Below are 24,608 nucleotides of genomic sequence, written 5' to 3' on the forward strand. Positions count from 1 at the left end.
CAGGGCCAGCCTATAGCCAGTATTTTGCCATATAAGTGGTGGCACTATCTGTGTCTTCAGTCAGATCAGGCCGTTACAGATATTTCCGGTATCGGTCTCCAGGCGAACCGCCTGTCCTCTCGCAACGACGCGTTAGCCTGGTCAAACAACTGGCAGATCGGCCTGATCTCGTTGCTGGTGTACACGCGATCGATCTTCTCGATGTCACCAAATCCCCCGCTGTTCTCCGGGATGATCCCGGCCAGAGCAGGGTTCATGCGCCAGGCAGCAATCACGTCGTTTCGGGTGATGTTCTTGACCTTTTCCAGCTCGTCCTTGGCCTGGAAATCACCGACCGGGATGATCTGGATAGCCTTCTCGGAACCGCCTGGAATGTTGACGAACATCGAGCGAAAGTTACCTACGCCCTTGCTGGCCGTGATTTGGGCGCGCAGTTCGTCTTCGTCCTCTTCGGTCAGGTTCGGGTCGTTGGTGTAGAAGATGTACCCCGCATGCGCACCGTTGCTGTAGTAGCGCCGGCGAAACAGCGTGGCGGCCTCGTTGAGCAGCAGTGCCTGCAGGCCGCCCAGATACTCGGGTACCCCATAAATATTCTGTTCGACGTCGTAGTTGAGGACGTGCTCGATCTCGTGCGCTTCAAACTCGGCTTCCCTGCCGTTCTGCTCCAACTGGACGAAACCGCCGTCGACCTTCACCCGCATGTTGATGGAGGGCAGGTGCCGTAGCTCCAGGATCTGGCCGAACGTATTAGGCACCCGGTAGAAGTAGGCTTCGCCAAACACCATGAAGTCCAATGCGGCCCGACTCATATCGGCCACCGTCAGACCGGCTGAAGGGATGAACTCACGCAGCAACAGGTTGCGTTTGAACCCTGGTATCGCGCCGTGGTGCGCGTTTGCCTTGAGCAGCCTGGCCAGGCCCCTGCGCGAAACCGGTGGCGTGTAGAGACGACCGTCGTCGCTGGGAAACACGCCCAGGTACTGCGCGATGTTGTCGGTCAGCACCGATTCCGGCGCGCCGAATGTGAACGCTCGCATGGGCCGTTGCGCCGGTTTTTCCTGCTGCAGGGTTTTGGTTTTTGCCATGGGAAGTTGATCCAGTGAGTGCGTAGCGACTGCGCCGCTTTTTGTCCGTGTTGAGGGGTTCGTACTGCAGGGCGTGCATGACCGCCCAGGCCACATCCGCGTGGCCGGTAGCGTCTGTGCGCGAAGCGCTGTAGGTGACCTGGCCGCTGGCGGTCGTGCCGCGCTTGATCGTCAGGAAGGCCTGGGCGATATCGTTCCAGCCGGCGTCCCACTCGATGCGGCTGCCCTGGATGGTGTCCTGCGCCTTGAGCACCAACAGGTTCTTGGTTTCCAGGCTGTAATGGATCGAGGTCGCACGCGGGTAGAAGTCGCGCACCAGGTCGAAGACGCCGTAACCGATGCCGGTCGTGTCGATGCCGATGTGCTGGACGTTGAAGCGCTCGGTCAGCTTCTTGACCTGCTCGGCCTGGTACTTGAACGACTGGCCACGCCAGCTGTGCTTCTCCAGGATCCGGAACTTGCCGCCGTTCTCCAGCGGCGGCGCGATGACCACGCAGGTGGCGTCGTCGCGGGTCCGGCTCGGGTCGTACCCGATCCAGACCGGGCTGTTGCCGTAAGGTCGCGGGTCGTCTGGGTCAAAGTCGGCCCACAGCGACAGGTCGGAATAGCAGCGCTCCAGATCTGCCAGGGCAAACGCGCTCTGGCTGCTGTCGATGAATTTGCACATGAACAGCTGCTGGAACTTATCGTCGTCGTACTCCAGCTGCAGCTGCTCAAGGTCGAACAGATCGCAGCCGCCGGCGATCGCGTCCAGAATGGTGATCACCTTGCGCCACTGACCGTCCGGACACAGCGCGCCGGCCGAGATCTGCTTGTCGCTCGGCCATGGATCCTTAGCGGCCTTGCGTTTGCTGTTGCGGAACTTCTCGCCCTGCCAGAACGGGTACGCCTGATGCGATACGGCGCTGGGCGTTGAGAAATAGGTTTTGCGCCACTTCTTGTGGGTCGCCATGGCGCTGGCCACGGTGTTCAGTTTCTCGAAGTCGCGGATCCAGAAATATTCGTCGACGTACACATGGCCATGGTGACCCTGCGCGGTGCTGCTGTTGGTACTGAGAAAGCGCAACTCGGCCCAGGGCTTGCCGTCCTTGCTGAGAACGATCGGGTTGCCGGTCAGCTCCAGGCCGAACCAGGACTGGGCAAAGGCGATGATGTAGCTGCGGAAAATCTCGGACTGGGCACGGCTGGCCGACAGGAACACCTGGTTATCACCGGTCAGCACCGCATCCATGAAGGCTTCGCCGGCGAAATAGTACGTCAGGCCCACCTGACGGCTTTTGAGGATGTTGCGGATCCTGGCGGTCAGCGGGTTCTGTTTGGCCGCGAACAGCTCTTTCTGGTAGCCGTACATTTTGCTGATGAACTTGTCGAGAAAGTCGACTTCGGTCAGTTCGCTGACGTCGTTCTTGACCTTCTTTTCCCGCTTCTTACCGTCGCGTTTGCCGCGCTCCCGACGTTCGCCGCGCTGCTCGTCGCGTCGATGGCCATCGTCGTCCTGCTGATCACGCGCCGGCGCGGGAGCTGGCTTTGCGCATTGCTTGGCCAGACGCTCGCGAACCGTCGTCAACCGGTCCAGCTCGTCCAGATCGCTTTTACTGAGGCTTTCTGTCTTTTCAAGGAGCAGCGTGATCCGCCGGCTGACAGCGGTCAGCGGCTCTTCGTCCGTCAGCATGTCTTCCCAGCCACCCACGCGGATCCAGTGGTAGACGATCCGGATGTTGGGCAGGTTGAGTTGCGCCTGAATTTCCTTGGCCTTGTGACGGCGCAGGAACAGGCGTTTGGCGGCTTCTTTGACTTCGGTTGAGTAGTACATGGGCCGCAGTCTATGCGGCGAAAACGCGGAAAACGTGCAGTTAAAATCCGCGTCTCTCCTAGAAGTTGAATATAGGAGAAGCGCGAAAGTAAACCGTTTGTTGGACAGGTTGCGGCTCCCTATCTTGGGGCCTCAATCAACCGATGAGCGCAGTTCTTCCCATGCCCCGTTCCCTTGTCAGCTTCTGGAAACGCGTCGCCACCAGCGGTCCTACCGTCGATGGTCGCGTCATAACGCCCCAGGAACTGCGCGACATCGCCGAGACGTACAGCACCGCCACCTACACGGCCACCATCTGGTCCGAACATGAGCGCTGGCCAGGCTCCTACGGCACCGTGTTTGCCGTGCGCCTGGTCGAAGATGTCGAGGGCCTGGCACCAGGCCAGGTCGCGCTGGAAGCGCAGTTGAAGCCCAACCAAAAGCTGCTGTGGCTCAACGACCAGGGCGAAAAGCTCTTCACCAGCATCGAGATCATGCCCGACTTTGCCAATACCGGCCGGGCCTACCTGACCGGTCTGGCCGTCACTGACGAGCCGGCGAGCCTGGGCACCCAGGAACTCTACTTCTCCCGCAAAACCGGCAAGCCCGTGCATTACGCGGCGGCTGTCCCGTTCGGGACGATCGATGAAGACGAACCGCAAGGCGAGGTGGCGAAGCTGTTCAGCATGTTCACCGGCCTGTTCAAGCGCTTTGGCATTGAAGAGGTGCCCGCCGAAACCACCCCGCAACCCCCTACCGAGAGCAAACCCCCAATGGATGAAGCTACAGCCAAAGCGCTGCAGGCCTTGATCGAACAGCAACTGATCGTCGCCGCTGGCATTCAGGCGCTGATCGACAGCTTCGCAGAAGCCGCACCGGAACCCGACCAGGCACCGATTGATGACGTGCAGGCTGCCGTCGACGGCATCGTTGCCACCGCCGAAGAAGAGAAGCAGTTGAGCCGCAAGGGCGCGACCAATGCTGCTGTGCTCGCTGGCATGACCAAGCTTCAAGCGCAGTTCAGCGCCCTGCTGGACAAGCCAGACGGCCGTCACCTGTCGCGCACCACCGGTGCTGCTGACCCTAAACCGAAGCGGGTACTCTGACATGGCCCAGTCACTGAGCGCATACGGCGCGAAAATGTTCGCGGCCCTGCAGGTTTCCCTGGCTGAGTCCTACGGCGTCGAGCTGGCCAGCAAGACGTTCAGCGTCGAGCCTTCGATTGCCCAGGAACTCAACGAGGCGATCACCCACAAATCTGATTTCCTGCAGCGCATCAACATCATCGGCGTGACCGAGATCAAGGGTCAAAAAGTGTTCCTCGGCGTGTCGGGTCCTGTGACCGGTCGCACCAACACCAAGACCACCGATCGCGAAGCCAAGGACGCCTCTGCGCTGGATGACGACCAGTACGAGCTTTATTCCACTGAATCAGACGTCAGTCTGCCTTACGCGAAGATCGACGCCTGGGCCAAGTTCCCGGACTTCCAGCAACGCTATTCCGCCGCTGTGCAGAAGCAGATCGCCCTGGACCGCTTGATGATCGGCTTCCACGGCGTCAAAGCGGCTCCGCAGACCAACCTTCTTGAATTCCCGATGCTGCAGGACGTGAACAAGGGCTGGCTGCAGATCGCTCGCGAGCAGATCCCGGAACAGGTACTGAGCCAAGGCCTGGAAGTCGGCAAGATCACGCTGGGTGAAGGTGGCGACTATGCCAACCTCGACGCCCTGGTGCATGACACCAAGCAGATGGTCGACGAGCGTGTCCGTGATGGCGGCGATCTGATCGCAATCATCGGCAGCGACCTGCTGGCTGCTGACAAGGCGAAGCTGTACGCCAAACAAGGCGACGTGCCGACTGAGAAAGAACGCATCGAAGACGCCCAGGTCATCGCGACCTATGGCGGCCTGCCAAGCTTCAGCGTCCCATATTTCCCGGTCAACGCCGTGGTGGTCACCAGCTTCGACAACCTGTCGATCTACTTCCAGGACTCCAGCTGGCGCAAGCAGACCGTTGATAACCCGAAGCGCTCCCGCGTCGAGGATTACAACAGCCGCAACGAAGGCTATGTGATCGAGCAGCTTGAAAAGTTCGCCATGGCTGAAAACGTCGAAGTGGTGAAGGCATGAGCCTGGCACTGGCGCACAAACGCCGTGTGATCGCCGAAGGCCCAGCGGCCGCGAGCGCCGGTGCCCCGATGGCCTACTCGGCGGACACCGCGCTTTCCAGTCCCGCTAATGCCCGCAAGCACCTGAAGTTGATGGAGGACGCCTTGGCGGGCGATCTGGAGCGCATCAGCGCGATCAACAGCCGCGAACAACGGCAGATGCTCAAGCGTGACGAGCTGCTGCCCAAGTACCTGGAATACGTGCAGCGCTACCGCGAGTCTGGATTGAATTTCCCGAACCCGGTGCTGGCGTACGTCCTGGTGTGGCTTTTCGACACCGAGCAGTTCACCCAAGGCCTTGAGCTGGCCGACTTCGGCATGTCCCAGGGACAGGCGCTGCCTGAGCGTTTCGACCGCGATATCCCGACGTTCGTTGCCGACGAGGTGATCGACTGGGCCGAGGCCGAATTCAAGGCCAGACGCAGCCCGGAGCCCTACGTTTCCAACCTGTTGCCCCGCGTGGATGGCGAATGGCAGCTCTTCGAGCGCATTCCGGCTCGCTATCACAAGTTGCTGGGCTTGATTGCGCTGAACCGCCAGGACTGGCCGGTCGCGATTACTCACTTCGAACGAGCCGAACAGCTCTACGAAAGCATTGGCGTAGGGACGCGCCTGAATGACTGCCGCAGGGCACTGGCCAAAGCGCAAGCCAAAGAGAACGCCGGCAACGGCACCGAATAACCGACTACCCCCCCCCCGGCGAGAAACTGTGGATGTGAGCCAACCATTTATGGCCCTGACCCACTGAAACAGTTTTCCCGCCCCTATTTGAGCGGCCAGCAATGAGCTTTTCCGGGAAACCCACCAGCTTTGTGGAACAGGCGATCGAGAACGACGGCTTTTGGCCCGACCTCTCTGTGACTGAGTTCCAGAAGGGTTACCGCCTGCCGGCGGAGTACCTGGTAGAGATGCTGGCCGCCGATCTGACCATGGCCATGGTTGAGGTGAACACCGACCTGGCCAGGAAAAAAGCGCAATGGCAGGCCGCTGGCGTGTCCAACGTTGAATCCGCAGACACCACCGTCCTGCCAGAGCGCACCTTTCAAGCGGCCACCTACAAACGTGCCGTGTACAGCCGGGCTAAAGCCAGCCTGCTGACCCAGTTCGCCACCGTCAATCGCCGCGAAAGCGCCGAAAATATCGGCAAAGAGCTGCCCGAGCGGTCCGAAACCTTCCTCGCCTTCAGCCAGGCCGCTGTGCGGTCGCTGCAGGGCCGTGGCCGAATCACGGTGGCGCTGCTGTGATCAAGCTCAAGGCGTTGACCGCCTATCTCCTGTCGCGCCAGTTGGTCGCCCCGGAGCAGCTCGACAGCTGGACCGACCAGGTGCAGGTCGAGCTGATCTGGAAGCCCGACACCGACGGTATGCACATGGGTGACATGAACTACGGCGCGACGATCACGATCGAGCGCTTCGCGGATCACCCGGCACGTCTGTTCGCCCTGGTGGGCAGTTGGCTGGAAACCCACGACCAGGACCGCGACGGCCTGCCCAATGTGGTGTTCGACGTGACCATGCTCGACAACGACCTGGCCGACGTCGACATCAAGCTGCAATTCACCGAGGCCCAGTACCTGGCCGAGGATCTGACCGGCGAAATCGAGGCCTACGGCAAGACCTGGTCGTTTGTGCCCTTCGAACTGTGGGTGGCCGAGTCGGGTGAGGTGACCAGTCATGGCGCGTAGCACGTTCGATCTGGACATTCGCGGCATGCTCGATGCGCAGGATCTGCTGGCCCTGTTGGAACTGCCAATGCCCAAGCGCAAGCGGCTGCTGAACAACGTCGCCAAGCGCGTGCGCAGCATGAGCCGGCAGCGGATCCGCAACCAGCAGAACCTGGACGGCACCCCATTCGAAGCCCGCAAGGACACGTCCAAGGGCAAGAAGAAGATGGAAGCGGGACTGGGCAAGCTGCTCGATGTCACCCGACTGACCGGTAACGAGGCCGAGCTGGGCTGGCGCAACACCCTGACCCGCTGGGTCGCTTCGCAACAACACCATGGCGTGTCGGAGCGACGTACCGCCGCGCAGATGCGCCAGTGGAACAAGGTGCCCGAGGGCACAGCCGCCACCGAAAAGCAGGCCAAGCGTCTGCGCCGTCTGGGTTTCAAGACCCGCCAGGAAGGCAAAAAGACCCTGACCCGCCCATCCGTGGCGTGGATCCAGCAACACCTGAACTACGCCAGGGCGGGATTGCTGATCCGCGTCCTGGATGACGAACGAGCCGAATCCACGGGTGCGCAAAGCTGGGACATCAAGCTGCCTGCGCGTCAGTTCCTCGGTGCCAGCGACAGCGAAACCAGCCAGCTGGTGAACCTGGTGCTGCGACAAATCCTAACTTCACCCCGCTAACGAGGCACCGCTTTATGGCACTCGGCAAAGTCAGCGTTAACAATCTCAACCTCGGCCAAGGTGCCGTAACCGAGATCGAACGCTATTTCCTGTTCATCGGTCCCGCTGCCAAAAACGTCGGCAAGCTGGTCCCGCTGGACACCCAAAGCGATCTGGACGTCCAGCTGGGCGTTCCGGACAGCGACCTGAAAACCCAGATCCTGGCAGCGCGCAGCAACGGCGGTGATCGCTGGGCCTGCGTGGCCGCTCCGATCGCAGACGACATCACCTGGCAACAGGCGCTGGAAAGCGCGACCCGCACGTATTCGTTCGAAGCGGTCGTGATCGTCAAGCCCTCGACCACCCAGGCCGAGCTGTCGACGATGCACGTCGCCGCCACCGATCTGAGCAACAAGCTGGGTCGACGCATCTTCGTCATGGCCGCCACTGCCGGCATCGCTCCCCAGCAAACCTGGAGCGCATACGTCGTCGAGCAGAAAGCCATTGTCGATGGCCTGGCCGCGCCTCGCGTGCTTCCAGTACCGCAGCTGCATGGCAACAACCTCGGCGTGCTCGCCGGCCGTCTGGCCAACGCCGCCGTCAGCGTTGCCGACACCCCCATGCGTGTGGCCTCCGGCGCGGTCGTGGGTCTAGGCGCTGAGCCCAAGGATCTGGACGGTATTCCGCTGACCACCGCTGTCCTGACGCAACTGGACGCAGCGCGCCTGTCGGTACCGCAGATCTACCCGGACTATCCAGGCACCTACTGGGGCGACGGCAGCCTGCTGGACACACCAGGCAGTGACTTCCAGGTGATCGAAAACCTGCGCGTCGTCGACAAGGCTGCGCGCCGTGTCCGGATCCTGCTGATCCGCTACGTGGGCGATCGGAGCCTGAACAGCTCGGCCAACAGCATGGCGACCACCACGTCCAAGCTGATGGCCCCGCTGCGTGCGATGGCCAAGTCCACGAAATTCGCCGGCCAGGTGTTTCCGGGCGAGATCGAGCAGCCCAAGGACGGCGACATCGTCCTGACCTGGACGAGCAAAACCTCTGTCGTGGCCTACCTCAAGCTGCGCCCCCTCAACTGCCCGAAAGACCTGACCGCGAACATCGCGCTGGACCTTTCCGTTACGGATTCGGAGTAACCCATGGCCGCAAAAATTGGCGGTAAGAACTTCGATGTGAACCTGGGCGATCTGCTCGTTCACGTCGAGGCCGGCACCCTGGACATCACGGACAACAGCACCGTGGCCCAGACCAAGGGCGTGCCCAATGGCCACGTCGACGGCGATGTGGCTGCAGCGGGCGAACTGGAGCTGGACACCACCAACTTCAATCTGCTGATCGAGCAGGCAAAAGCGTCCGGCAGCTTTCGTGAGCTGGAGCCGTTCGACATCGTGTTCTTTGCCAAGGCCGGCGAAGAGGAACTGCGCATCGAGGCATTCGGCTGCAAGGTCCGTGTTTCCAGCCTGCTGAGCATCGATCCGAAGGGCGGCGCGAAGAACACCCACAAGGTGCCGTTCGATGTCACCAGTCCGGACTTCATCAAGATCAACGGCGTGCCGTACCTGGCTGCTGCTGAAATCGAGGGCCTGACGTAATGGTCTGCCCGTTCGATCGCGCCCAGGCCCTGGAGCAGCGGCAACGCGACCAGGCCATTGCGGCCCAGTTGGCCAAGCCGCGAGCGAGCGGGCCAAGCCTCACCCACTGCCAGGACTGCGACAAGGAGATCCCATCGGCGCGCCAGGCGCTGGGCGGCATGACCCGTTGTGTGCCTTGCCAATCCCTGACCGAAAAAGGACCGCGCCGATGAGCACCAATCAGGTGGCCCAGGACACCGCCATTGCCCTGGTGAAGGCATCGCCTGCCATCGGCGTGGCTGCCACTGGAGCGACAGGGACCGTCGACTGGTCGTCTGTGGCCTACATGCTGACCGCGTTTTACATGGTGCTGCAGATCCTGCTGCTGATCCCCAAGTACCGCCAGATGCTGCGCGACTGGAGGGTCAAGCCATGAGCCTGCGCGTCAAGATCACCACCGGCGTTCTGCTGCTCTGCAGCGGCACGTTGACCGCGTTCCTGGGCACCTGGGAAGGCAACGGCCAGAACGTGGTGTACGCCGACAAGCTGGCCGGCGGATTGCCCACCGTCTGCAAGGGCATCACCCGGCACACCAGCCCAGATCCGGTGCGGGTCGGAGACTTCTGGTCCGACGCGCGCTGCACCGAGGTGGAAAGCCTGGTTATCGCCAAGGGCCAACTGAGCCTGGCCGACTGCCTGACCAACCAGGCAATCGGACAGAACACGTTCGACGCCCTGAGCAGCCATGGCCACAACTTCGGTGTGCCGACGACGTGCGCGAGCCGTGCCGTCGGCCTGATCAACGCCGGCATGATCGCCGAAGGCTGCAGGGCGCTGGCATGGGGCTCGGATGGCCGGCCGGTGTGGGCCTATGTTACCGGTGCCGATGGCCGCAAGACCTTCGTGCGTGGCTTGCACAACCGCCGGCTGGCTGAAATGAGGCTTTGCCTGAAATGACCATCAGCCCGTTGCAACTGCTATTTCGCACCCTGTTCGTCGGCCTCGTCATTTGGCTTGCTGTCGATTGGGCGCTTGGTCGTTACGAAACCGTTGTCCAGGAGCGCGACAGCGCCATAAGCGAGCGCGATGGCTTACGCGAAGCCGCACGCATCAGCGGCGAGATGCTCGCAGCGCGTGACCAGCTCGACACCCACCACACCGAGGAACTGAACCGTGCGCTTACCAAGAACAGCGATCTGCAGCGTGCTGTCGCTGCTGGGATTGAGCGGCTGCGTGTCCACGCCACCTGCCCCGCACTGTCCGGTACCACCGGCACCGCCAGCGTGGCTGCTGCAGGATCCGCCGAACTCACAACCGACGCTCGATCGGCTTATTTCACCCTCAGAGACGAGCTCGCCCGCAGCCGGCAAATGATCTTCGCCCTGCAGGACTACATCCGCCAGGTCGTGCAACGCACGCCGGCACAACCTTGACCCTTTGCAACTCAACCTTACGGAAACACTGACATGAGCGAAGTAAACCGCAGCATCACCCTGGAACGTGGCGACAAGGAATTCACCTTCAACCTGAGCCCTCAGGTGATCACCAAGTACTTCAACGCCACCACCCAGGCCAACAAGGTCGCCCCGGCCCACAACCTGCTGATGGGCACCGTCAAGGACGAGGACAAGGCCGCGCTCAAAGCGCTGCTGGAAAACCCGATCACCACCATGACCCTGGCCGGCGCGCTGCTTGAAGAGTACTCGCCGGACGTGGAAGTGATCGTAAAAAAGTCCTCGAGCACGCCGAAGGCTTGACCCAAGACGGGCTGGGCCAGCTGCTGGCCCTGACCCACCGCTGGCTGCCTGGTGCAGAGCCCACGATCGAGGTCATGGGTACCGCCAAGTGGCTTGAAGACGAACACTGGAGACGCATGGAGATCGCCGTGGCCAACGGCATCTCCACTGCCTTTAACGGATAACCCTGATGGCTGACCGTTCCGCCCGCCTGGCTTTCATCCTGAACCTGACCGACAAGGTCAGTGCGCCCCTGGGCAAGGTGAAAACCAGTTTCAGCGACCTTGCCGCCCAGAGTCAGCAGAACATCATCCAGATGGGCGCAGGCCTGGCCGGGATGGTGGGTGCGGGCACAGCCATCACCGAATCCCTGGAACCGGCGCTGGAAGTGAACCGGGCGCTGGGTGACATGCGCGCCTTGGGCACTGCCGAGGACGCATTGGCGTCCCTCAACAGCAAAGCCCTGGAATTCTCGATCACCTACGCGGCCAGCGCCGCCGAGTTCGTGGCCTCGTCCCGCGTCATCGACGGCGCGATCAAGGGACTGGTCGGTGGCCAGCTGGCCGCCATCACCAGTTCCAGCAACCTGCTGGCCAAGGTCACGAAGGCCGACGCGGAAACCACCGGCGCGTATCTGGGCACGATGTACAACCTGTTCAAAACCGAAGCCGACAAGATGGGCAAGGTCGAATGGATCGAGCAACTGACCGGGCAGACGGCGCTGGCCGTGAAGCTGTTCCGCACGGACGGTGCGCAGCTCAAGGATGCGTTCAAGGAAGTCGGGGCGATCGCCACGCAGGCCGGTGTCAGCGTGGCCGAGCAGATGGCCGTGATCGGTTCGCTGTCCAGCACCATGGAAGGCGGCGATGCCGGCGGACGCTACAAGGCGTTCTTTGAAAACATGGGTGCATCTGCCGAGAAAACCGGGATCAAACTCACCGATGCCAGCGGCAAAGCGCTGCCGATGATCGAGATCCTGGACAAGCTGACGGCCAAGTACGGCGACCTGACCAGCGCTTCTGCCGGCACCAAGCTGATGGAAGCATTCGGCGGTGAAGGTGCCCAGGTGATCGGTGCGCTGGCCAAGGACACGGACCGGCTGCGTAACGGCATCAGCGAGCTGGGCAAGGTCCGCGGTCTGGAGAACGCCGAAAAGATGGCCAAGGCCATGGTCGATCCGTGGCAGCAGTTCGGCAAGGCCGTCGAAGCGCTGCGCATTGCGTTCGGCCAGTCGTTGATCCCGACCCTGACGCCGCTGATGGACCGCCTGGTGGGCATTGCGCAGACGCTGACCCGCTGGACGCAGCTGTTCCCGAATATCACGCGGGTGATCGGCATCACGTCACTGGTGGTCTTGGGCTTCATTGCCGCGATGTCGCTGCTGACCCTGGTGGTCGGTGTCAGCAAAATGGTCTGGCTGGGCATGCTCACGGTCTGGAAGCTGCTCAACTGGCAGGGCTTCAAGTCGATTGCCATGTTCCTGTTCCACACCGTGCTGGTCACAGCATTCGCGGCCGGTCTGGTGGTCCTGTACACCTGGATGGGCCTGGTGCGGGTCGGCATGCTGCTGTGGCAAGGCGCGATCTGGCTGGTGAACGCCGCCATGCTGGCCAACCCGGTGCTGCTGATCGTTGCCGGCATCGTCCTGCTGGCCGCTGCCGTGGTCGCGGCGGTCGTGTACTGGGACGAGCTGTGCGCGGCGCTGATGAACACCACCGCGTTTCAGTGGATCAGCGACCAGCTGGCCAGCTTGTCCAACTGGTTCGGCTCAATGGGCGGCTGGTCCGGGATGGCCAAGACCGCCTGGGACAGCATTCTGGCGACGGTAAAAGGCGCGATCAACGGCCTGATCCAGATGGCCAACAAGATCCCAGGCGTCAACATCGAGACGACGTTTGCAGATCTGCCGGAGCCGCCGAAGGTGCCGGAAGTGCCTGGTCCTGTCGTGACCCCCGTTCCGCAATTGCCGGCTGCAGTGGCTACACCTCCAGCAGGCCCAGCGTCTGGACCCAAGATGGCCTCGGCCGCACCGGTACCGGCCAGCCAGCCGCCCAAGCCGCTGGCTCTGGTGCCGGCTGCCGTCACCCGAGCGGCGCCGGCGCAGATCCCGGCGCCGAAGGTCCAGGTCTTGCCTGCGCCGCCGATCAGTGTGCCGCAACCCAACGTCCTGCCGTTCAAGCCACTGCAGATGCCGGTCCCGCAGATCCAGCAGGGTGAGCCGATCAAGCTGCCGCCGGCACCGGCCGGCCTGGCACTGCCGACCCCGGCCGCAACCGCATTGCCGGCGCGTGTCGAGAAGGTCATCCAGTTGCCTGCCCAGGCAGAGAAAGGCATCGAAGCCCGCAAGGCAGTTTCGGCCAACACCTCGATCAGTCCCACCAAACCCAGCGCCGTCCCGAAAGGAGGACTGATGCAAACGTTCCAAAACCAGAACAACGCCTTGAACCCGCATGAGCGCCAAGGCATCCGCGTGGAAAAGGTCGAGATCCACACGTCCAAACCCATGACCCCGCTGGAAATGGAAAACATGATGGCCATGGCGGTGGGCGGCTGATGAGCGAATATGTGGATCTGTTGATCATGAACAACGACCTGGTGCTCGATCCGGCCCGTCAGCCGCTATTGGTAGATGATCGCGCCTCGATCGCTCAGGACATCGCGCACCTGATCCGCGAAAGCGGCCTGCTGATCACGCTGGTGGCAGAGCGCGACCGGCTGCGTCAGCGCGACTGCATCCAGCAGATGGAGCTGCTCGTCGAGGATGACGAACGCCTGGTGCCAGGCACTGCGCAGATCGAGCAGACGCAGCCGGGTATGTACCTGGTGACCGCCACGACCGTGAAGTTCGGTCAGGTGGAGATCGCCCTATGACCGTCGACTTCAAGAAAGCCCTGGGCGATTCCGGCATTCCGACGACCGAGGCCCAGCTCAAGCAGGCCTGGGAAAAGCTCGCCGTCGAACAGGGCAGCACGCTGACCAACACCAGCGCGTACAGCCCGTTCTGGCGGATCATCACCGCCCTGGTCACCAAGCCGGTGCTGTGGCTGCTGGAGTTCGTCAGTGGCACGGTGCTGCCGAACTTTTTCGTGAAGACGGCCGGCAACCAGTGGCTGGACATGTTGGCCTGGGCGGTGAACGTCGAGCGCAAGGCGGCGACGGTGGCCACTGGTGAACTGCTGTTCACCCGCGCCAATACCGGCGGCGAACTGGAAGTACCGATCGGCACCCTGGTCCAGTCTCCGACCCTCAACGGCCATATCTATCAGCTGGTCACCACCGAGCCGCGCAGCTTTGAAGAAGGCCAGAGCCAACTGGTCGTGCCGGTCAGGGCCGTGGGTGCCGGGAGTGGCTACAACCTGGCCCCGGGTTACTACGCCGTCCTGCCTCAGTCGGTGCCTGGCATCGTCCAGGTGGTGAACGCTGCAGAGTGGCTGCAGACGCCTGGCGCGGATGCCGAGCATGACGACCAGCTGCGCCTGCGGGTTCGTAACCAGTTCTCGGCGGTCAACCAATGGCACACCGATGCGGTGTACCGGGCGATCATCACCGGGTTTCCGGGCGTGGCGGCGGATGGCGTGTACTTCGAACACGGCGCACCGCGTGGCCCAGGTAGCGCGAATGCGTTCGTGTTATTCGACGCCGGCGTGCCAGCCGACACCTTCCTTGAGCAGATCAACACCCATATCCGCGACGGCGGCAACCATGGCCATGGCGACGATCTGCTGGCCATGGCCATGCCCGAAACCCTGCACGCGATCAGCGTCAACGTCTGGCCGGTGGCCAACCTCACGGCGCTGCAGCTGCAGACGCTGCAGACTGAAGTCGGGTTGTTCATCCGTGCCGCGTTTCGCGAAAGCACGCAGAGCGATTACGCACCGACCCGCACCTTCCCCCAGTCGCGTTTTAGCTTCAGCCGGCTGACCGAAGAGCTGCACGTCCAGTTTCCCAACATCAGCTCGTTGCGTTTCGCCAATGCTGACATCGTGTCAGCGCTGACCATCCCCCGGATTCAGAGCCTGGCGGTGGTGCTGCAATGATCAAGCTCAAGCTGCCGTTCTGGCTCGAAGGCGTGGAGCTGACCAAGCTGGTCACTACCGCGCAGACCTGGTGGGAGCAGGCCACCGAATGGCTGCGCTGGCCGTACCTGCAGTTCGACGCAGACACCTGCCACCTGTCCATCCTGGAAATGTGGGCCTGGCAGCGTGACGTCACCCGTTTTACCGCCGAGCCCGAAAGCCTGTTCCGGTTGCGGGTCAAGTACGCCTTCATCAACTCCGTGGACGCCGGCAGCACTGCCGGTTTGAAACGCATCCTGGAGCGCCTCGGCGTCGGTTACGTCGAGATTCAGGAACGCATGCCTGAGCGCGACTGGGACGTCGTGCTGCTCACCCTGAGCGATTCCCAACTGTCCGAGAACCCCGACCTGTTGCGGGTGCTGATCCGTCAGTACGGCCGCACCTGCAGGCGGTACGACTTCATGACAATCACACCCGTGCGGCTTGCTGTCGCCCTGGTCGATTTCAATGACGATCAGCAAACGCTGGTCGCCAGCCTTTAGGAGCCCTCATGGCTGCAAGCATCACACTCGCCGGCGAAAAGCTGATTGCCCAGAAGCAAGCGGCAAACCTGCCACTGACCGTTGCCCGGTTCGTCCTGGCAAACGTGCCAGGCCTCAACGTCACCGGTCCGGTCAACCGCGCAGGCCTCAAGCCCCCAGCGGCGCAGATCGTCTACACCGCAAGTGTCACCCAGCAGGGCTACGTCAACCCGAACCAGGTGGTGTACAGCCTGCTGATGGGCACCGATATCGGTGACTTCGACTGGAACTGGATCGGGCTGGAGACCAGCGACGACGTGCTGCTGTCGGTCGCTTACGTGCCGGTCCAGCAGAAGCGCAAGAACATCCTGCCCGACCAGGTCGGCAACAACGTCACCCGCAATTTCCTGGTGGTGTTCGACGGTGCCCAGCAGCTGACCAACATCAAGATCGATGCGAGCACCTGGCAGTTCGACTACACCGCCCGGATGAAGGGGATCGACGAGCGCGAGCGTCTGAGCAACCGTGACATGTTCGGTCGTGCCTGCTTCTTCGGCAGCGGCCTGCAGTTGCAGCGCGTTGGCAACACGTACCAGGTCAGCCCCGGCACCGCGTATGTCGAAGGTGTGCGCCTGCAGTTGAGCGAAGCGCTGCCCGTCACCGTGCCGACCATACCCAACAAAGCGTGGCTGGACGTGGTGCTGCAGCGTGAGCTGAACGACGTCGTGGCATCCTTCAAGGTCATGTTCGGCCAGGACGCGAAGGCCGACTACACCGACAGCGCCTCGGCTCGTCACTACCTGGTACCGCTGGCTGACATCATCGGTACCAGCACCCTGGTCGACCTGCGCTCGATCGAGGCGATCGATCGCGAGCTGGTGAAGCACTTCGCGGCGCGTGTCGGTGACTATCCGGATCTGCGTGCACGCGCGACGACCAAAGATGACGTCGACCTGGGCAACCTGCCCAACGCGATCAGCGACGACCCAACTAGCAACAGCAGTGCTGTGCTGGCCACCACCCGTCTGGTCAATGCCGTGCGTACAGCGATCAACCAGGCGCTGGCGGCGATTGTCGATGGCACCACCGTTGTTGGCAGGGCTGCGCGCCTGGCGACGGCCCGAGCCATTCGGTTCAACGGCGCGGCAAGTGGCGTTGGTACCTATGACGGTGCCGGGGATACCAGCATCACGCTGACCCTGGCTGACAGCGGTGCGGCGGCCGGCACCTACACAAAGGTGGCCGTTAACGTGAAAGGTCTGGTCACCGGTGGAAGCAATCCCACGACGTTGGCCGGGTACGGCATTACCGACGCGTACAGCAAGGATGATGCGAACAGCAGCTTTGTAAAACAGGGTGGCGGGCCTGATCAACGAGGCAACCGGATCAATATTGGCTGGACCGGCACGATGCTCAAAGTCAGCGTTGACGGCACGGACATGGGCCGGATCTGGACGGAAGCTACGTTCAACCCGAACGACAAGGCCAACAGGGCAACGTCGCTGGCGGGCTACGGCATCACTGACGGCTATACCATTACCCAGGTCAACGCGTTGGTGGGTACGCGTGTCGAAGCGGACTTTATCAGCGGTGCAGGATTCGCAGCTGACAACCTCGACTTGCCGTATTTTCGTCGTCGATCTGACTCCAGCGTCCAGTATCTGCAGCGCCGTCTCGGCTACACCCCTGTCCAGCAAGGCGGCGGGCCTAGTCAGCTGGATAACAAATTGATGTTTGGCTGGTCCAGCAACGGCCTGAGGGCCTCAGTGGATGGCTCCGATCTGGGCCGGATCTGGAATGAGAGCAATTTCAATCCGAACGATAAGGCCAACCGAACCAGTTCGCTGGGCGGCTACGGCATCACTGACGCGTACACCATTTCCCAGGTCAACGCGTTGGTCGGTACGCGGGTCGAAGCGGACTTTATCAGCGGCGCAGGCTTCGCCGGCGACAACCTGGATCTGCCTTACTTCCGTCGCCGATCGGACTCCAGCGTCAATTACCTGCAGCGCCGTCTTGGCTTCAATCCCGTCCAACAGGGCGGCGGCTCGAATCAGAACGGCAACACCATCAGGCTCGGCTGGGCCAACAATGGCGCAGGCCTGCGCTTTCAAGTCGACAGCTCCGACCAGGGCCTGCTTTGGGGTGAACAGAACTTCTACCGGCCCGACAACAGCAATTTTCTGGCTGTCTCCATCACCGGCACTGAAGTGCGACTGCCTGCAGGCGGCACCTGGTGCTACTCACTGATGCACTACTACTCAGGCGGTGCCGGTGTAGTGGGCCGTAGCGGCCAGGCGGCGGGAGGAACAGTCATTTCATTCAGCGGTGGAACCACCATTTACGGCTTTGCCTGGAGATACGCAGCATGACAGATCTGAACCTTGAACTTCCCGAACAGGTTCTGCTTCCCCAAGACGAGGTTGTTGAGCAAGTGTCTGTTGTCGCGACGGTCACGTTCTCCGACGTTGCTGTGAAAAACGACGGGACCTTTGTGATAACCGTTGCTGGCAACCGTTGCCACGTAACAAAGGACTACAACCCGGCTTTGTACCAAGCCGTGCGTGACTATCTGGAGGATGGTGGACTCTCGACCGAATACGCCGAAGACATCGTCGTCCAGTCCGACCCTGCGTTGCTGGCCAGGCTGTGGATCGAGGCCAGCCTCAAAACCTCGGAGACACTGGTGTCCGAATACCGTGATGCGCGGGATCTGGGCGGTGCGCTGCCGGTCACTGCCAAACAGTTCAGCGAGCTGCTGACCTGGCGTCAGGGGGTCCGCGAGTGGCCGCAGGTCGCGGGCTATCCGATCGAGGCGACCCGGCCCGATGTCCCGGCCTGGATTCAAACGGTGCTGACCGATGGCGAATGAATGGGCACCGATCAAGCTGCAGTGGCCTGATCAGGCCACGCAGTGGATGGACCAGATGACGGCCGCTCGCGACCTGATCCAGGCCGAAATGGTGAACACCGGCCAGCGCGTCTCGATGCTGGCCGATATCGCCACGACCAGCCCTGGCCTGATTGCCGGCGCGGCCGAGTCGGTGATCAGCGCGGGACGCAGCGCGCTGGCCAGCCAGTTCGAAAACGTACCGTCCTGCATCGTCGTGACGCCGTTCCAGCACGGCATTGGCCAAGGCAGCGGCGGTCACCAGCGTTTCCTGTCCGCGCCGAACCTGCTGCAGCTGCTGGCCGACAAGTTGACCGACACGACAGACGCGGTCCGTCCGCAGGGCCAGCAGAGCGCGTTGATGCTGATCTTCCTGGCCACCCGCCTGGATCAACTGGCTGAAACGCTGGGTCGTTTCAATCTTGTTCTTCCCATGCCTGACCTCGTGCGCGCCGAACGGCGGGCCGAACACCTGGCGCGCCTGGAGCTGGAAAAGTGGGAAATGCCCAGCGCAGGACAGATGCCCCTGTGGGGCCAGTTACCGCTGCAGCGTTGCCCGATCACGAAGCTGGCCAGCCAGTCCATGGCCGGCCAACTGGCTGTGCTTGAGGGGTATGCGGCTGACAGCTCGCCCATGGCGGACCTTGCAGATCTGCAGGCGCGTAAAAAGGCGCAGGCCGAAGAGCGCAACCAGCAACTGGCCGACCTCAAAGCCCAGTTCAGCAACAGCGCCGATGACGTCTCGATCCAGTCACGCACACTCGGACCGGGTGACGCTGGCCAGCTGCGCCGCGAGCTGCTCGAGGGCGAAGCACCTGGTCACGAATGGCCGCTGTGCGCCGGCGCACTTTTGGTGGGCTCTGCAGAGGGCCTGAGCTTCGTTCGTGAACTGGTGGGCCTATGACGCTGCTGCTCAATGGCGAACAGATTATCGGTCACCGCATGAAGCTGACGGCCAACCTCAAGATCGAGGCCGATGACTTGGGCGGGCAAACCTCGGGCACCGCCAAGTCGCACAAGGGCTTCAAGCCCAAAACGCTGACTGTTGCGCTGACGATCCCCTACAAGAACCTGGATAACCTGCGCACGATCATGCGCCTGGCCGAGTCGACCGAAGGCGGTGGCCAACTGCGCACCTACCGGATCGTGAACGATACGGCCAAGGCGTTCGGGATCCGTCAGGTAACGTTCTCGGACGGCGTCAGCGCCCGTGAAGACGACACCCTGGCGCAGTGGATCGTCCAGTTCACCCTGAGTGAGAAGCTGTCGAACCCGGAAAAGGTCGAGAACCGTCGCGCCGGCAACGGCGTAACGTCTCAGTCAGCACCTGGTGACGGTGTGGCAGGCAGCGGATCGGGCACGCCCGAAGAGCTGACAGGGTTTGAAGCGGTTCTGAAGAAGGTCGACAACTACCTGGGCGGCACGCCATGAGCATGAAGCTGCATAAGGTGCTGTCGATCGGCGGCGTAGTCGTACCCCTGGTCACGGACGATGTTCGGCTGGACCTCAAAAGTCCAGGCCGTGCCACGTTCACGATCAAGGCCGGTGCCACCGTCAAAGGGCTGGTGACGCTTGATATCGGCTACAACGAATCGGCCCTGCAGCGTCACTTCATTGGCTACGTGGAGCGCTGCACGGCCACCAACGGCGTCGAGCAGGTCGTGCTGTGCCGTGAAGTAGCCGCGGTACTGGCCCAGCCCCTGCCGTTGAACTTGCGTCATGTGGATCTGCGCGCCGTGCTGGCCGACATCAGCACCAAGACCGGTCTGCGCTTCCGTGTTCCGGACCAAGCTTACACCCGCGTCCGGACACCATTTTTTTACAACCTTGCAGCCGGCTATCAGGCGATGGACAGCATGGCGCGGGTGTTCGGCATCGAGGACTTCGTCTGGCAACAGCAGGGGGACGGCGAAGTCTTCGTCGGTGCCTGGCCCGACAGCTTCTTTGGCGCTCGATCGCCGCTGCAGCTGCCGGTCAACCTGTTCGACGGCTACCAGGGCAACCAGAGCGCGATGATCGCAGCCTTACCAGGCCTACGACCCGGCGCATCGATCAACCAGGGCGAGCGGATCACGAACGTGACGCTGTCCGGCACACAGATGGCCATCAAATGGATGACGCAATAAAACGCAGTGTAGAGCGCCAGTTTCCCGAGATTTCCGGTGGTTACCACCTGCCGCGTTTCGCCAAGGTCATGGCCGTGGCCGATGCCCCGGCTAGTGCCGGCGTGTGCGACGACTTCCGGCCGCGCTTCTCGGTGGATCTGCAGGTGATGGGGCCAGACGGCGAGATCGATCCGGTATTGCCGGTCCTGGCAGGCGTACCCCTGCCCATGCCGGTGGGTGGGGATGAAATGGGGTTCTTTGCCTTTCCAGAGGAAGGCACCCAGGTGGTGGTGTGCTTCGCCTATGGCCTACCGAACAAGCCCTACATCCAAACCATACTGCCGCATGGTCTGACTTTGCCGAAGGTGCCCAAGGGCGACCAGGTGTGGCAGCACAGTGATGCGGTGCAACAACGCGTTGACGCGGACGGTAACTGGCTGCGCAAGACCGACGGAAAGATCCAGGATCAGGCGATCGAACGCGAGGTCGACGCGATGACCAACGCCGAGCGCTTCCAGAGCCACACCAGAACTGTGGATGACCACTCAACCGAGTCAGTGGGTGGGGTGAAGAAGATCGAGGCCTTGGGCGCGCTCAAGCTGCTGTCAGGCGGATCTGCCAGCCTGGCCGCCGTCGATGACCTGCACCAGGCGACCGGGCGCGATCTGAACCTGGTAGTCGGCCAGAAACATAACGCCACGGTGGGTGGCGACATGGTAGAGCGAATTCAGGGATTGCGGGAAAGCATAACCAGCGAGAGCCAGCGCCTGCAGGCACCGAAAAACTGGATTGGCTCCAGCAGTGTCAATCTTTTTCAAGCTGTTTGGGAGCTAATGGATCTTGTCCAACACATGAACAACGAGCTTGCTGCTCACACTCACGGTCCTACACCAGTGCCAAGTAATGCATCTAGATTCACAGTGGATGCCGCGAAGGCAGCGCAGCTTTCCTCACAAATTAGCTCGATAACACTTAATATCTAAAAGTGTTCAGAGATGAAACTATACAGAAATCGAAAAAGCGTAAGAGTATTCATGCATATTGAGCTTGAAGGTCCTCTGATGTAATAGAGAAGAATTCTATTCTTAAATTTGCCGCAAAATATCCAGCCTTCAAGGATGCGCCATAATTTGGCCATTCGTTGTGTATGGCTCGAACGACGTCCCCAGGGTTTGGATGGCGGCTTTTTAAGCTGGTGATCTCGATATTTTTCAGTGACTTTGAAATTTTTTCGCAAATTGCCACTACCATTTCATAAATATTATGACCTCTAATGAAAAGATAAGCATTTGCTGTATTTATTCCAGCGAAACGCACGCTTTGCTCAAAGCTACTGTATTGGTTGTCGGGAATCTTTGCTATTTCGTCAAGGATTTGCTCTGTTAGCTCGGAGATCTTTAGTTTGAACTTATCATATATGGCTGAATTTGTTAGTGGTACATCAATTTCGATGGCTTTTAAATCAGCTATTTCTTTTAAAAGATCCTGGTTAAATTTAATACCTGTCTCAGGATCGTGAATCAACGAGAATGAAATAAGCTTTATGAGTTCCAGAGTGTCGCGACCGATAGCTATTATAATCTCCGAAGGCTTTAATATTAGGTCGGCCAGTCTGCAGGCTGTTACGTTTGAGAGTGTTTTATCTGTGTGGGGAGGATGTAGGAAAGCGTTTTCGATAGAGTGAATATTTGTGTAGTAAATATGATCGCAAGGCATATCTTTCATTGGCTGGTGAAGCGAAGCTAAAAAATTGTAGTCACTGTCAAGACAGAAAATGTTGTTCTTGCCAAGCACTATCTCTCCTCTATCTTTCAGGGCTAGAAGGCGTTTGCAACCTGTTGCGATTAGACCGTCACGTGAGTCGTGATCAAAACCAATCTTCAAGTGAAATTTATATTTTTCATTGTCCTTCAGATATAAGCCCCAAAATTTCTTGTCTGCCAAGGACTCTACCCAAGCAATGACCGTTTGACGCTCGGAAGCATCGGAGTTAAACAATCTTAATTTTTCAATGTCGTGGGAGCTTATAACAAAGCCTAATTCCCTGTTTTCATCCATGTTTTTTAGCACCCATGCTAAATTTTGCCATGTTGATTACTTGTTCTGAATCTGTATTCATTACCAAAAATGGCGAATGGGTTGCAATAATGAACTGGGAGTTTGGCGCCATCTTCATTAAAGCAGGAAAAAGCATTCTTTGCCATTCAACGTGTAATGAGGACTCGGGTTCATCCATCAAAAATACGGAAGTATCTCTATAAAGATAAACCATCAGAAATAGAGATAGAAGAGTTTTCTCTCCTTTTGAAAAATTGTACCAGTCTATAATTGTGCCGTCAGCAAGCTCTAAGCATATCCTATTATTGTTCCAGATCATTTTACGGTTTGTAGACTTAAAAAATAGATTTATATCTCGGAAAAGTTCATTTTGGGAAAATAATTCTGCAGAGTTGTTGATGATGAATTGTTTGTCTATTCTTTCATGGATGTAACTTAATGCAGCTTCTTCGGTCGGTACGGCATTTTTATTTTTTTTAGAGCCTTTGAGGAACTCTTTCATCAGTTTTTTAACTGTATCTTCGACTTTTTCAACTACTGTTGCTTTTACGAAGTCTGAAGAAATAAGTTCGGAGATTAGGATGAAAAGCGTCTTGTTTAAGTTTGGCTCTTTTTCATAAACTATTTTTTCCAACTTTCTTTCGTAGTTGAAATGAATTTGGTCGTCAATGTATGCAACTACGCTAGTGGACTCTAGAAATAAATCTTCAGGTTCGCTAAGGTCATAAAGAGTTGCACCACAAAAGTTGCGGTTGTTACCACTATCGTCATTCAATGAGCCGGACTTTAGTGTTTGCTCTGTCTCCGACGAGATAAGGTTCGACGCTTTTTTGAACGTGTCCTTAAGCGAGAAGCGCTCCACCATCAGTTCGCCAATTCTTGAGGTGATTTTTCCTGCTGGAACGTTGCCTCGGTTCATTTTCAATGCACGAGCTTCCCCTCCACCTTCAAAAGCTATGTTTAGAACCCAGTCGGACGCGCTCGACACATAGTCATGATCGCGAACCAATGCAAGAGTTTCTAGGATTGATGTGATTACACGTGACTTTCCGGAGCCATTGAATCCAGTTAAGACCAAAAATGCCTTACCTTTTTCAAAGTTGATTTTTATTTCTCCTCCGATATGAGGGATGTTATATACGTTTATACTACTCAGCTTCTTCAAAGCTCTATCCTCGAGCGTAAATTAAGCAATGTTTCTAGTTACGCAATACAGCTAGCGAAAAGCGCCAACGTGAAAGTCCTGAGCATCTTACCTGCTCTCAGCGCAGCAGGAGAGTCAAATTTCCGCACCAAAGCTGCATCTGAAGCTGGCGGTGGCTAGAAAGCTCATAACGCGACACTCTCATGCCTGAGCGCATAGCGTTTATCTAGTATCTTTCCGAGCAAAAATCCGCCCTACCCCAAGGGCGGAAAATCGGCGAGGCGAAATAAAAGTAGATCAAAAAGCACTTATCCCCCTCCCGCCGACGGGCCTTGTGTCCCTTTTTTGTGCAAACCAGCGTTGGGGTGCAATCAGGGCTCCAGCCCAGGCTGGCTGTGGGCTTCCGTAGGCGTTCTTCAATTTCACAGAGCGCAAGGTTTTGAAAGGAAATGCAGCGCGTTTGCACAGCGGTGCATGGGACGGTCACGGATGGAGGATCGTTGGAGTGCCCGGTTTCATTAGGCTAAAACTCTTAAAACCTGACCTTTGGCGTATTTTAAAAAACGTGCAGGATGATTTATAGGCCCAAGACGAAACCAGCCACAACGACTGCGTGGCTGGCTGAAGCTCAACAAAGGCGGGGCTGTGTGTGACAGAACGGCTCGTTGCGCTTTTCAAATAGCTACAGATCTGCTTTGGCGAGATTGAACACAAAGCAGCGTACCGACTTGCCATCCAGCACGCTGTCGACAGGCTTGTTTGCAACGAAATCGGGGCACAAGCTCAGTTTGGTTTCTTGTTTCAACTGGTTATCCACCTTCAAACGAATGCCATGCGACTTGAAGAGCACCTGCAAACTCTTCCAGTGCAGCGCAAGCAGAGTATCTGCCTTGTGCGAATGGTTGTACGTGATACCCAGCTCATCGAGTCTGCGTAATGCTTCCCATAGCATCTCAACCTTATCCGTGGGTAATGGGTCGGCCCGGCCAACGGCGTCCAGGGCTGGAATTTGAAGCCCGAGTTGCTGCGACACCTGGGTGATCTGTTCGTGAAGTGCGGCCCGCAGCCCTCGATCTCGAGCCTTAAGTAGCTTCTCCAAAAGAGAGACCCTATGGCTTGATAGTGCTATCTGATCGCCGATGCTCAGTTGCTTGGGATAAATTTGATCTTGCATGGTGAT

Annotated in this window: 29 protein-coding genes; 24 read left to right on the forward strand and 5 right to left on the reverse strand. The window is 59.4% G+C overall.

What is annotated here, in order from left to right; translation table 11 throughout:
- Positions 1-65 precede the first annotated feature (65 nt).
- Both KDX39_RS08130 and KDX39_RS08135 read right to left on the reverse strand, forming a co-directional pair.
- A complete protein-coding gene (locus KDX39_RS08130; RefSeq protein WP_231660205.1) occupies positions 66-917 on the reverse strand; it encodes a phage portal protein in 852 nt (283 codons plus the stop codon).
- Entirely contained in the window at positions 844-2,898 is a 2,055-nt protein-coding gene (locus KDX39_RS08135; protein WP_231659979.1) for a terminase large subunit domain-containing protein, read from the reverse strand. The genes KDX39_RS08130 and KDX39_RS08135 overlap by 74 nt, the downstream gene beginning before the upstream one ends.
- Positions 2,899-3,059: 161 nt before the next feature.
- Here KDX39_RS08135 and KDX39_RS08140 point away from each other — a divergent pair, with 161 nt between their 5' ends.
- The 24 genes from KDX39_RS08140 (at position 3,060) to KDX39_RS08255 (ending at position 21,209) form a co-directional block, all read left to right on the forward strand.
- The gene (locus KDX39_RS08140) at positions 3,060-3,983 is read left to right on the forward strand and encodes a GPO family capsid scaffolding protein (RefSeq protein ID WP_231659980.1); all 924 of its coding nucleotides are present in this window, start codon (positions 3,060-3,062) and stop codon (positions 3,981-3,983) included.
- A 1-nt stretch (position 3,984) separates the two neighbouring features.
- Positions 3,985-5,007 carry a phage major capsid protein, P2 family gene (locus KDX39_RS08145; protein WP_231659981.1) on the forward strand — a complete coding sequence of 341 codons (1,023 nt, stop codon included), beginning with the start codon at positions 3,985-3,987 and terminating at the stop codon, positions 5,005-5,007.
- Positions 5,004-5,726, forward strand: coding sequence for a phage terminase small subunit (gene gpM / locus KDX39_RS08150; protein WP_231659982.1), 723 nt, complete (start codon positions 5,004-5,006; stop codon positions 5,724-5,726). The genes KDX39_RS08145 and gpM overlap by 4 nt, the downstream gene beginning before the upstream one ends.
- 101 nt (positions 5,727-5,827) lie before the next feature.
- Positions 5,828-6,289, forward strand: a complete 462-nt coding sequence (locus tag KDX39_RS08155) for a head completion/stabilization protein (protein WP_231659983.1) — start codon at positions 5,828-5,830, stop codon at positions 6,287-6,289.
- Entirely contained in the window at positions 6,286-6,729 is a 444-nt protein-coding gene (locus KDX39_RS08160; RefSeq protein ID WP_231659984.1) for a phage tail protein, read from the forward strand. Before KDX39_RS08155 ends, KDX39_RS08160 begins: the two co-directional genes overlap by 4 nt.
- Positions 6,719-7,396 (forward strand): phage virion morphogenesis protein, encoded by a 678-nt coding sequence (locus KDX39_RS08165; RefSeq protein WP_231659985.1) that lies wholly within the window; start codon positions 6,719-6,721, stop codon positions 7,394-7,396. Before KDX39_RS08160 ends, KDX39_RS08165 begins: the two co-directional genes overlap by 11 nt.
- A gap of 14 nt (positions 7,397-7,410) precedes the next feature.
- On the forward strand, positions 7,411-8,523 hold the full coding sequence (locus tag KDX39_RS08170; RefSeq protein ID WP_231659986.1) for a DUF2586 domain-containing protein: 1,113 nt from the start codon (positions 7,411-7,413) through the stop codon (positions 8,521-8,523).
- A gap of 3 nt (positions 8,524-8,526) precedes the next feature.
- Positions 8,527-8,979 (forward strand): phage protein, encoded by a 453-nt coding sequence (locus KDX39_RS08175; RefSeq protein ID WP_025994408.1) that lies wholly within the window; start codon positions 8,527-8,529, stop codon positions 8,977-8,979.
- Complete coding sequence (locus tag KDX39_RS08180) at positions 8,979-9,191, forward strand: TraR/DksA family transcriptional regulator (RefSeq protein WP_217662020.1); 213 nt, start codon at positions 8,979-8,981, stop codon at positions 9,189-9,191. The genes KDX39_RS08175 and KDX39_RS08180 overlap by 1 nt, the downstream gene beginning before the upstream one ends.
- Positions 9,188-9,394: a hypothetical protein gene (locus tag KDX39_RS08185; RefSeq protein ID WP_231659987.1), complete on the forward strand. Its 207-nt coding sequence runs from the start codon at positions 9,188-9,190 to the stop codon at positions 9,392-9,394. The genes KDX39_RS08180 and KDX39_RS08185 overlap by 4 nt, the downstream gene beginning before the upstream one ends.
- A complete protein-coding gene (locus tag KDX39_RS08190; RefSeq protein WP_231659988.1) occupies positions 9,391-9,915 on the forward strand; it encodes a lysozyme in 525 nt (174 codons plus the stop codon). The genes KDX39_RS08185 and KDX39_RS08190 overlap by 4 nt, the downstream gene beginning before the upstream one ends.
- Positions 9,912-10,391 carry a lysis system i-spanin subunit Rz gene (locus KDX39_RS08195; RefSeq protein ID WP_231659989.1) on the forward strand — a complete coding sequence of 160 codons (480 nt, stop codon included), beginning with the start codon at positions 9,912-9,914 and terminating at the stop codon, positions 10,389-10,391. Before KDX39_RS08190 ends, KDX39_RS08195 begins: the two co-directional genes overlap by 4 nt.
- 33 nt (positions 10,392-10,424) lie before the next feature.
- Positions 10,425-10,715, forward strand: a complete 291-nt coding sequence (locus tag KDX39_RS08200; RefSeq protein ID WP_029242415.1) for a putative phage tail assembly chaperone — start codon at positions 10,425-10,427, stop codon at positions 10,713-10,715.
- Positions 10,716-10,735: 20 nt separating this feature from the next.
- Positions 10,736-10,879: a DUF6890 family protein gene (locus KDX39_RS08205; protein WP_371411891.1), complete on the forward strand. Its 144-nt coding sequence runs from the start codon at positions 10,736-10,738 to the stop codon at positions 10,877-10,879.
- A gap of 5 nt (positions 10,880-10,884) precedes the next feature.
- Positions 10,885-13,248: a phage tail tape measure protein gene (locus KDX39_RS08210; RefSeq protein ID WP_231659990.1), complete on the forward strand. Its 2,364-nt coding sequence runs from the start codon at positions 10,885-10,887 to the stop codon at positions 13,246-13,248.
- Positions 13,248-13,565, forward strand: coding sequence for a DUF2590 family protein (locus KDX39_RS08215; RefSeq protein WP_231659991.1), 318 nt, complete (start codon positions 13,248-13,250; stop codon positions 13,563-13,565). The genes KDX39_RS08210 and KDX39_RS08215 overlap by 1 nt, the downstream gene beginning before the upstream one ends.
- Positions 13,562-14,731: a baseplate J/gp47 family protein gene (locus tag KDX39_RS08220; protein WP_025994400.1), complete on the forward strand. Its 1,170-nt coding sequence runs from the start codon at positions 13,562-13,564 to the stop codon at positions 14,729-14,731. Before KDX39_RS08215 ends, KDX39_RS08220 begins: the two co-directional genes overlap by 4 nt.
- Positions 14,728-15,252, forward strand: coding sequence for a phage tail protein (locus KDX39_RS08225; protein WP_231659992.1), 525 nt, complete (start codon positions 14,728-14,730; stop codon positions 15,250-15,252). Before KDX39_RS08220 ends, KDX39_RS08225 begins: the two co-directional genes overlap by 4 nt.
- Before the next feature lie 8 nt (positions 15,253-15,260).
- Positions 15,261-17,603: a phage tail protein gene (locus tag KDX39_RS08230; protein WP_231659993.1), complete on the forward strand. Its 2,343-nt coding sequence runs from the start codon at positions 15,261-15,263 to the stop codon at positions 17,601-17,603.
- Positions 17,600-18,103, forward strand: coding sequence for a hypothetical protein (locus tag KDX39_RS08235; protein ID WP_231659994.1), 504 nt, complete (start codon positions 17,600-17,602; stop codon positions 18,101-18,103). Before KDX39_RS08230 ends, KDX39_RS08235 begins: the two co-directional genes overlap by 4 nt.
- Entirely contained in the window at positions 18,093-19,025 is a 933-nt protein-coding gene (locus KDX39_RS08240) for a hypothetical protein (RefSeq protein WP_231659995.1), read from the forward strand. Before KDX39_RS08235 ends, KDX39_RS08240 begins: the two co-directional genes overlap by 11 nt.
- On the forward strand, positions 19,022-19,552 hold the full coding sequence (locus KDX39_RS08245) for a baseplate complex protein (RefSeq protein ID WP_231659996.1): 531 nt from the start codon (positions 19,022-19,024) through the stop codon (positions 19,550-19,552). The genes KDX39_RS08240 and KDX39_RS08245 overlap by 4 nt, the downstream gene beginning before the upstream one ends.
- Positions 19,549-20,247 carry a hypothetical protein gene (locus tag KDX39_RS08250; RefSeq protein WP_231659997.1) on the forward strand — a complete coding sequence of 233 codons (699 nt, stop codon included), beginning with the start codon at positions 19,549-19,551 and terminating at the stop codon, positions 20,245-20,247. The genes KDX39_RS08245 and KDX39_RS08250 overlap by 4 nt, the downstream gene beginning before the upstream one ends.
- Positions 20,232-21,209 carry a phage baseplate assembly protein V gene (locus KDX39_RS08255; RefSeq protein WP_231659998.1) on the forward strand — a complete coding sequence of 326 codons (978 nt, stop codon included), beginning with the start codon at positions 20,232-20,234 and terminating at the stop codon, positions 21,207-21,209. The genes KDX39_RS08250 and KDX39_RS08255 overlap by 16 nt, the downstream gene beginning before the upstream one ends.
- Positions 21,210-21,258: 49 nt before the next feature.
- Here KDX39_RS08255 and KDX39_RS08260 read toward each other — a convergent pair whose 3' ends face one another.
- From KDX39_RS08260 to KDX39_RS08270, 3 genes are all read right to left on the reverse strand, one after another.
- Positions 21,259-22,284, reverse strand: coding sequence for a DUF4435 domain-containing protein (locus KDX39_RS08260; protein ID WP_231659999.1), 1,026 nt, complete (start codon positions 22,282-22,284; stop codon positions 21,259-21,261).
- Complete coding sequence (locus KDX39_RS08265) at positions 22,277-23,449, reverse strand: AAA family ATPase (RefSeq protein ID WP_231660000.1); 1,173 nt, start codon at positions 23,447-23,449, stop codon at positions 22,277-22,279. Before KDX39_RS08265 ends, KDX39_RS08260 begins: the two co-directional genes overlap by 8 nt.
- Before the next feature lie 661 nt (positions 23,450-24,110).
- Positions 24,111-24,602 (reverse strand): hypothetical protein, encoded by a 492-nt coding sequence (locus tag KDX39_RS08270; RefSeq protein ID WP_231660001.1) that lies wholly within the window; start codon positions 24,600-24,602, stop codon positions 24,111-24,113.
- Positions 24,603-24,608: the final 6 nt, after the last annotated feature.

Origin of the sequence: Pseudomonas sp. CDFA 610, assembly GCF_021147865.1 — a bacterium.
GTDB classification, from domain to species: Bacteria; Pseudomonadota; Gammaproteobacteria; order Pseudomonadales; family Pseudomonadaceae; genus Aquipseudomonas; species Aquipseudomonas alliivorans.

Excerpts from the sequence above, each read along its gene's own strand:
- KDX39_RS08155 (WP_231659983.1), top strand. The coding sequence starts at position 5,828 with ATGAGCTTTTCCGGGAAACCCACCAGCTTTGTGGAACAGGCGATCGAG.
- KDX39_RS08180 (WP_217662020.1), top strand. The coding sequence starts at position 8,979 with ATGGTCTGCCCGTTCGATCGCGCCCAGGCCCTGGAGCAGCGGCAACGC.
- KDX39_RS08220 (WP_025994400.1), top strand. The coding sequence starts at position 13,562 with ATGACCGTCGACTTCAAGAAAGCCCTGGGCGATTCCGGCATTCCGACG.
- KDX39_RS08270 (WP_231660001.1), bottom strand. The coding sequence starts at position 24,602 with ATGCAAGATCAAATTTATCCCAAGCAACTGAGCATCGGCGATCAGATA.
- KDX39_RS08135 (WP_231659979.1), bottom strand. The coding sequence starts at position 2,898 with ATGTACTACTCAACCGAAGTCAAAGAAGCCGCCAAACGCCTGTTCCTG.
- KDX39_RS08250 (WP_231659997.1), top strand. The coding sequence starts at position 19,549 with ATGAGCATGAAGCTGCATAAGGTGCTGTCGATCGGCGGCGTAGTCGTA.
- KDX39_RS08195 (WP_231659989.1), top strand. The coding sequence starts at position 9,912 with ATGACCATCAGCCCGTTGCAACTGCTATTTCGCACCCTGTTCGTCGGC.
- KDX39_RS08245 (WP_231659996.1), top strand. The coding sequence starts at position 19,022 with ATGACGCTGCTGCTCAATGGCGAACAGATTATCGGTCACCGCATGAAG.
- KDX39_RS08240 (WP_231659995.1), top strand. The coding sequence starts at position 18,093 with ATGGCGAATGAATGGGCACCGATCAAGCTGCAGTGGCCTGATCAGGCC.
- KDX39_RS08165 (WP_231659985.1), top strand. The coding sequence starts at position 6,719 with ATGGCGCGTAGCACGTTCGATCTGGACATTCGCGGCATGCTCGATGCG.
- KDX39_RS08230 (WP_231659993.1), top strand. The coding sequence starts at position 15,261 with ATGGCTGCAAGCATCACACTCGCCGGCGAAAAGCTGATTGCCCAGAAG.
- KDX39_RS08185 (WP_231659987.1), top strand. The coding sequence starts at position 9,188 with ATGAGCACCAATCAGGTGGCCCAGGACACCGCCATTGCCCTGGTGAAG.
- KDX39_RS08210 (WP_231659990.1), top strand. The coding sequence starts at position 10,885 with ATGGCTGACCGTTCCGCCCGCCTGGCTTTCATCCTGAACCTGACCGAC.
- KDX39_RS08175 (WP_025994408.1), top strand. The coding sequence starts at position 8,527 with ATGGCCGCAAAAATTGGCGGTAAGAACTTCGATGTGAACCTGGGCGAT.
- KDX39_RS08260 (WP_231659999.1), bottom strand. The coding sequence starts at position 22,284 with ATGGATGAAAACAGGGAATTAGGCTTTGTTATAAGCTCCCACGACATT.
- KDX39_RS08170 (WP_231659986.1), top strand. The coding sequence starts at position 7,411 with ATGGCACTCGGCAAAGTCAGCGTTAACAATCTCAACCTCGGCCAAGGT.
- KDX39_RS08145 (WP_231659981.1), top strand. The coding sequence starts at position 3,985 with ATGGCCCAGTCACTGAGCGCATACGGCGCGAAAATGTTCGCGGCCCTG.
- KDX39_RS08215 (WP_231659991.1), top strand. The coding sequence starts at position 13,248 with ATGAGCGAATATGTGGATCTGTTGATCATGAACAACGACCTGGTGCTC.
- KDX39_RS08225 (WP_231659992.1), top strand. The coding sequence starts at position 14,728 with ATGATCAAGCTCAAGCTGCCGTTCTGGCTCGAAGGCGTGGAGCTGACC.
- KDX39_RS08200 (WP_029242415.1), top strand. The coding sequence starts at position 10,425 with ATGAGCGAAGTAAACCGCAGCATCACCCTGGAACGTGGCGACAAGGAA.
- KDX39_RS08255 (WP_231659998.1), top strand. The coding sequence starts at position 20,232 with ATGGATGACGCAATAAAACGCAGTGTAGAGCGCCAGTTTCCCGAGATT.
- KDX39_RS08190 (WP_231659988.1), top strand. The coding sequence starts at position 9,391 with ATGAGCCTGCGCGTCAAGATCACCACCGGCGTTCTGCTGCTCTGCAGC.
- gpM (WP_231659982.1), top strand. The coding sequence starts at position 5,004 with ATGAGCCTGGCACTGGCGCACAAACGCCGTGTGATCGCCGAAGGCCCA.
- KDX39_RS08235 (WP_231659994.1), top strand. The coding sequence starts at position 17,600 with ATGACAGATCTGAACCTTGAACTTCCCGAACAGGTTCTGCTTCCCCAA.
- KDX39_RS08140 (WP_231659980.1), top strand. The coding sequence starts at position 3,060 with ATGCCCCGTTCCCTTGTCAGCTTCTGGAAACGCGTCGCCACCAGCGGT.